The 6,315-nt window shown below is 43.6% G+C and carries 4 protein-coding genes; 1 reads left to right on the top strand and 3 read right to left on the bottom strand.

Features of this window, described 5'->3' with window-relative positions; all coding sequences use genetic code 11:
* Positions 1–150 precede the first annotated feature (150 nt).
* Both clpA and clpS read right to left on the bottom strand, forming a co-directional pair.
* Complete coding sequence (clpA, locus tag ACED28_RS16680) at positions 151–2,424, bottom strand: ATP-dependent Clp protease ATP-binding subunit ClpA (RefSeq protein ID WP_371710300.1); 2,274 nt, start codon at positions 2,422–2,424, stop codon at positions 151–153.
* A 39-nt stretch (positions 2,425–2,463) separates the two neighbouring features.
* Complete coding sequence (gene clpS, locus ACED28_RS16675) at positions 2,464–2,784, bottom strand: ATP-dependent Clp protease adapter ClpS (RefSeq protein WP_009846337.1); 321 nt, start codon at positions 2,782–2,784, stop codon at positions 2,464–2,466.
* A 589-nt stretch (positions 2,785–3,373) separates the two neighbouring features.
* Between clpS and cspD the strand changes: the two genes are divergently transcribed.
* Positions 3,374–3,595, top strand: a complete 222-nt coding sequence (cspD, locus tag ACED28_RS16670) for a cold shock domain-containing protein CspD (protein ID WP_009846336.1) — start codon at positions 3,374–3,376, stop codon at positions 3,593–3,595.
* A 371-nt stretch (positions 3,596–3,966) separates the two neighbouring features.
* On the opposite strand, the gene ACED28_RS16665 is transcribed toward cspD, so the two are convergent.
* On the bottom strand, positions 3,967–6,192 hold the full coding sequence (locus ACED28_RS16665) for an NADP-dependent isocitrate dehydrogenase (protein ID WP_371710299.1): 2,226 nt from the start codon (positions 6,190–6,192) through the stop codon (positions 3,967–3,969).
* Positions 6,193–6,315 lie beyond the last annotated feature (123 nt).

Here is a 6,315-nt window from a genome sequence, read left to right as displayed (position 1 = left end):
CTAGCATCTAGCATCTAGCATCTAGCATCTAGCATCTAGCATCTAGCATCTAGCAAGCATAAAAAAACGCACAACCGAAGTCATGCGTTTAATATCGTGATTAACTGTACTCAGTGCTCTTTATAAGCCGTTAGTGTTTAAGGAGTATGCCTAATGCATAACCTCTTCTTTCGCACCAACATAGATGAAGTCCAGTTCGTCTTTTTTCAGAGATACTTTAACCGTACCGCCGTCAACCAAGTTCCCGAACAGCAACTCATTAGCAAGAGGCTTTTTAAGCTTCTCTTGAATCACACGTCCCATCGGACGAGCGCCCATGGTCTTGTCATAGCCTCTTTCTGCTAACCAATGACGAGCGTCCTCAGAAACCTCTAAAGATACACCACGAGCGTCCAGTTGGACCTGAAGCTCAACAATGAACTTATCAACAACTTGACTGATCACACTTGGATCAAGGCTGTTGAACCAGATGATATTATCAAGACGGTTACGGAACTCTGGTGTGAAGACCTTCTTGATTTCGCTCATCGCGTCTGGCGCATGATCTTGTTGGATCAAACCGATCGATTTCTTCTCGGTTTCTGCGACACCAGCGTTGGTTGTCATCACTAGGATCACATTGCGGAAATCTGCTTTGCGACCGTTGTTGTCGGTTAGCGTACCGTTGTCCATCACCTGTAATAACAAGTTAAAGATATCTGGGTGTGCCTTCTCGATCTCATCAAGTAGCACAACAGAGTGTGGGTTCTTGATAACAGCATCGGTTAGCAGACCACCTTGATCATAACCAACATAACCAGGAGGCGCACCGATCAAGCGGCTTACCGAGTGACGCTCGCCGTACTCAGACATATCAAAGCGCAGAAGCTCAATACCCATTAGTTTAGAAAGCTGAACCGTCACCTCGGTTTTGCCGACACCAGTAGGACCAGCAAATAGGAATGAACCAACAGGTTTATTGTCTGCTCCTAATCCTGCACGAGTCAACTTGATCGCTTCGCTCAATACATCGATCGCTGGGTCTTGTCCGAATACCAACATTTTCATGCGGTCATCCAGTTTCTGCAGCGTATCTTTGTCTGAAGACGATACTGACTTTTCAGGAATACGAGCCATTTTCGCAACCATCGACTCGATATCAGCCACGCTCACTGTCTTCTTACGACGACTTGCTGGAGCCAAACGACTACGAGCACCCGCTTCATCAATAACGTCAATCGCCTTATCTGGAAGGTGACGTTCATTAATATACTTAGCAGACAACTCCACAGCGGCACGTAACGCTTTGTTGGTGTAACGTACTTCGTGGTGAGCTTCGTATTTAGGCTTCAAGCCAATCAGAATTTTGGTTGTATCATCTAGCGATGGTTCAACAATATCGATTTTCTGGAAGCGACGAGATAAAGCACGCTCCTTCTCAAAAATACTGCTGTACTCTTGGTAAGTGGTTGAGCCAATACAACGTAATTTTCCGCTGCTTAATAGCGGTTTAATTAGGTTTGCCGCATCCACCTGACCACCCGATGCTGCACCCGCACCAATAATGGTATGGATCTCATCGATGAACAGGATAGCGTCTTCTTCTTTCTCGAGTTGCTTCAGAATCGCTTTAAAGCGCTTCTCAAAGTCACCACGATATTTCGTTCCCGCAAGCAATGAACCAATATCCAAAGAGTAAATTACGCTGCTCTGAATAATTTCAGGGACTTGGCCTTCAACGATGCGCCATGCAAGACCTTCAGCGATAGCAGTTTTACCTACACCCGCCTCTCCCACTAATAGAGGGTTGTTCTTACGACGACGACACAGAACTTGAACGGTACGTTCTAGCTCTTTGTCACGACCGATGAGTGGGTCAATGTTACCTTGCTTCGCTACTTCGTTAAGGTTAGTCGCAAAATTTTCTAGACGATCTTCTGAGTTAGCTTCTTCGGCATTCTCTGCACCACCAAATGAATCAGGTGATGAACCGCTATCGCCTTCATTACTGCCTTTGGTAATACCGTGTGAAATAAAATTCACTATGTCTAAGCGGCTGATGTCGTTTTTCTTAAGAAGATACGCCGCGTGAGATTCTTGCTCACTAAAAATAGCCACAAGTACATTTGCACCTGTTACTTCGCTGCGACCTGAAGATTGAACATGAAAAACAGCGCGCTGAAGTACTCGTTGAAAGCTCAGCGTGGGCTGGGTTTCACGAGTCTCGTCGCTTTCAGGGATAAGTGGGGTCGTTTGGTCGATAAAAATATCGAGCTCATTGCGAAGAGCATCGAGATCAGCCTGACAAGCTTGGAGCGCTTCCTTGGCCGCATCATTTTCTAATAATGCTAGTAGGAGGTGTTCGACAGTCATGAATTCATGTCGCTTGTCTCGCGCACGAGAAAATGCGCCATTTAAACTCGTCTCTAATTCTTTATTTAGCATAAGTACCTCCTAAGGGAACAACAGTGTTGTTCGAGCAATTTACACTTGCTCCATTGTACATAGTAGCGGATGCTCATTTTCCTTTGAGTACATCGTTACCTGCGCTACCTTTGTTTCGGCTATTTCAGCACTGTATGTGCCACAAATAGCTTTACCTTCATAATGAACCTTGAGCATCACTTCCGTTGCTTTTTCGATATCTAGTGAGAAAAATCGCTCTAGGATCTCGATTACAAAGTCCATAGGCGTGTAGTCATCGTTATGTAATACAACGTTATACATTGCCGGTGGCTTTACTTTCGTTCTCTCTTTCTCCAGTAAATCTGAGCCTGGAGATGCCCATTCAAAGTTTCTGCTCATATTAGCTTTGCTAAGGGTTATTTTTCGGAAATCGTGAATGTTTAGTTAACTCAAATTTACCACATTCACGCATTACGGTGTACTAAGAAACTGCACCAAGAAACAGTACCAAAAAATATTCCTCTATACTGAGCCTAATCCACCATTTCCATCGCTGCAAATAAAAGATCTCGATTAACAGGATTAACATATGTGATTGATTAAAAAGACACCACAACTATTGATGGTGACGATAAGATCGTCGTTAAGTTACTATTTAGTTAATAGTATGCAGCCAATCTCGAATGTGATTTGTTATTAAAATTGATCATTTTTATACCAATTTGCTATTGACTGTACTCAATCATTAGCTACATTGGAGCTAAAAGGTTTTTCTGATACAACTTCGTAACACGATTCTAAACCTAGTAATAAGCGTTAAAAATTTATAATAAGGAATAATTACGCAGGGTAGCGTTAATTTCCGTAAGCAATGTATGAGATTCAAGCTATCAGCTGAAATTGTTTAGTTGATAGGAATAATATCAATCGAACTTACATTGATTTGATATAACAACGTTAGTAACAAAATGCATGAGGGATGTATAGCATGGCTACAGGTACAGTAAAATGGTTTAACAATGCCAAAGGGTTTGGTTTTATTTGTCCAGAAGGTGAAGACGGCGATATTTTCGCGCACTACTCCACAATACAAATGGAAGGTTATCGAACCTTAAAGGCAGGTCAACAGGTCGATTATGAAGTAGAAAGTGGACCTAAAGGCTCCCATGCTAGCTCCGTTGTTCCTGTAGAAGGCAGCGCCGTAAAATAGGCGATTGCCAAACATGTAGACCTCTATCAGTCTTAATAAACGACTGTCAGGTAAGTAGAACATTGAAACCGCTCATTTGATACCTGTAATACAGGCTTAAATGGGCGGTTTTTCGATCTGAGAGCTAAAAGCTATTCACAGTACAATTTGTCCGAGAGATCCCTTTAGCTAGGCCTATGTCTATGTCTATGTCTATGTCTATGTCTATGTCTATGTCTATGTCTATGTCTATGAAGCATTATGAATAAAAAAGACGCTTTAACGTTATCGTTAAAGCGTCTTTCGTTTTGACTTTATCTGTGACTCAACTTCCAGACTAAGCAACTCGTTAGTAAATCATGTTCATGACTTACTAACGATGAGTCCAATCACTATGCGTCAATAAATGCGTTTAGCGTTGAGCTTGGGCGCATTAGTGATGAAACCAATGCATCATCAAGTAGGTAATAACCACCTAAGTCGCCAGCTGGACCTTGAGCGTTATTCAGCTCAGCAACAATAGCTTCTTCACTTTCAGCCAATTGAGTTGCAACACCTGCGAACTCAGCAGCAAGGTCAGCGTCAACCGTTTGCTCAGCCAGCGCTTTCGCCCAGTATGCTGCAAGGTAGTAGTGGCTACCACGGTTATCAAGCTCACCCACTCGACGTGAAGGAGACTTGTTGTTATCTAGGAATTCACCCGTCGCTTTATCAAGCGCGTCAGCGAGAACTTGTGCCTTAGCATTCCCCGTTACTACGCTTAGGTGCTCTAGAGATGCCGCTAGTGCCAAGAACTCACCAAGAGAGTCCCAACGCAGATGGTTTTCTTTCTCTACTTGTTGAACATGCTTAGGCGCAGAACCGCCAGCACCTGTTTCAAACAGGCCGCCACCGTTCATAAGTGGAACAATCGATAGCATTTTAGCTGACGTACCAAGCTCTAGAATCGGGAACAAATCCGTTAGGTAATCACGTAATACGTTACCTGTAACCGAAATAGTATCTAGGCCTTCTTTGATACGAACCAGTGAGTACTGAGTTGCTTCTAAAGGAGCAAGGATCTTAATTTCAAGACCATCGGTATCATATTCAGGAAGGTAAGCGTCAACTTTCTTAATAAGCTGAGCATCATGCGCGCGAGACGCGTCTAGCCAGAATACTGCAGGAACACCCGAAGCACGAGCACGAGTTACCGCTAGCTTAACCCAGTCTTGAATCGGTGCATCTTTAACCTGACACATACGGAAGATATCACCTTCCTCTACGTCTTGCTCTAGAAGCACAACGCCTGAAGCGTCAACAACTTGAACCTGACCAGCAGCTTCAAGGATAAAAGTCTTATCGTGAGAACCGTACTCTTCGGCTTTTTGAGCCATCAAGCCAACGTTTGGTACACTACCCATTGTTGTTGGATCGAAAGCACCATTCTCTTTGCAGAAATCAATAACTGCTTGGTAGATGCTTGCGTAGCTGCGATCAGGGATCATAGCTTTCGTGTCTTTTTGCTTACCTTCTGGATCCCACATTTGACCTGAAGAACGCAGCATTGCAGGCATAGATGCATCAACAATGATGTCGCTTGGAACGTGTAGGTTAGTAATGCCGCGATCCGAATCAACCATCGCTAGTGGTGGTTGAGTCTCGTATACCGCTTGTAGGTCAGCTTCAATCGCTTCTTTCTGCTCTTGAGGAAGCGCAGCAATTTTTGCGTATACATCGCCGATGCCGTTGTTTACATCAACACCAAGCTCTTCAAACAGTTGACCGTGCTTAGCGAATACGTCTTTGTAGTAAACCTTAACTGCATGACCAAAGATCACAGGGTCAGATACTTTCATCATCGTCGCTTTCATGTGAAGAGAAAGCAGTACACCTTGCTCTTTAGCTGATGCGATCTCTTTCTCGAAGAACACAACCAAAGCGGCCTTGTTCATCACTGACGCATCAATGATCTCTTTATCTTGCAATGCAAAAGCGGGCTTCAGAGTTTTCTTCGCACCATCTTTACCAACGAATTCAATGCTAACTTCTGTAGCACCTTCAATTGTTACTGACTTTTCGCTGCCGAAGAAGTCTTTGTCGTCCATACTTGAAACGTGCGACTTAGAATCCGCAGACCAAGCACCCATTGAGTGTGGGTTCTTCTTCGCGTAGTTTTTAACAGAAAGTGGAGCGCGGCGATCCGAGTTACCTTCACGTAACACAGGGTTTACAGCACTGCCTTTGATTTTATCGTAAGTCGCTTTAACGGCTTTCTCTTCATCAGTGTTTGCTTCTTCTGGGTAATTAGGAAGTGCGTAACCTTTTGACTGAAGCTCTTTGATTGTTGCTTGAAGTTGAGGAACAGATGCAGAGATGTTTGGAAGCTTGATGATGTTCGCTTCTGGTGTCTTAGCCAATTCACCAAGTTCTGCTAATGCATCACCAATACGTTGCTCTTCGTTCAGGTAGTCAGGGAAGTTGGCAATAATGCGCCCTGCAAGTGAAATGTCGCGAGTATCAACGTTAATACCAGAAGAAGCCGTAAAAGATTGAATGATAGGCAGCAGAGAGTAAGTTGCTAGCGCCGGAGCTTCGTCAGTAATGGTATAGATGATCGTTGGTTTTTCAGTAGGCATGAAATTTCCCTATAGTTCTTACAAGCTCACTTAAAGCAGTGAGAGTGTTATAAATTGACCAGTAAGCGACTCTGAGAGTGAAAACTGCTTACTCGATAGTCGTACTCTATCTTATTTTTCATG

It is taken from the genome of Vibrio sp. 1F253 (assembly GCF_041439295.1).
In the GTDB taxonomy this organism is placed as follows: Bacteria; Pseudomonadota; Gammaproteobacteria; order Enterobacterales; family Vibrionaceae; genus Vibrio; species Vibrio tasmaniensis_A.
The sequence above is the reverse complement of the archived record's forward strand: the minus strand, read 5'-3'. Positions and strand labels throughout refer to the sequence as shown.

Excerpts from the sequence above, each read along its gene's own strand:
- ACED28_RS16665 (WP_371710299.1), bottom strand. The coding sequence starts at position 6,192 with ATGCCTACTGAAAAACCAACGATCATCTATACCATTACTGACGAAGCT.
- cspD (WP_009846336.1), top strand. The coding sequence starts at position 3,374 with ATGGCTACAGGTACAGTAAAATGGTTTAACAATGCCAAAGGGTTTGGT.
- clpS (WP_009846337.1), bottom strand. The coding sequence starts at position 2,784 with ATGAGCAGAAACTTTGAATGGGCATCTCCAGGCTCAGATTTACTGGAG.
- clpA (WP_371710300.1), bottom strand. The coding sequence starts at position 2,424 with ATGCTAAATAAAGAATTAGAGACGAGTTTAAATGGCGCATTTTCTCGT.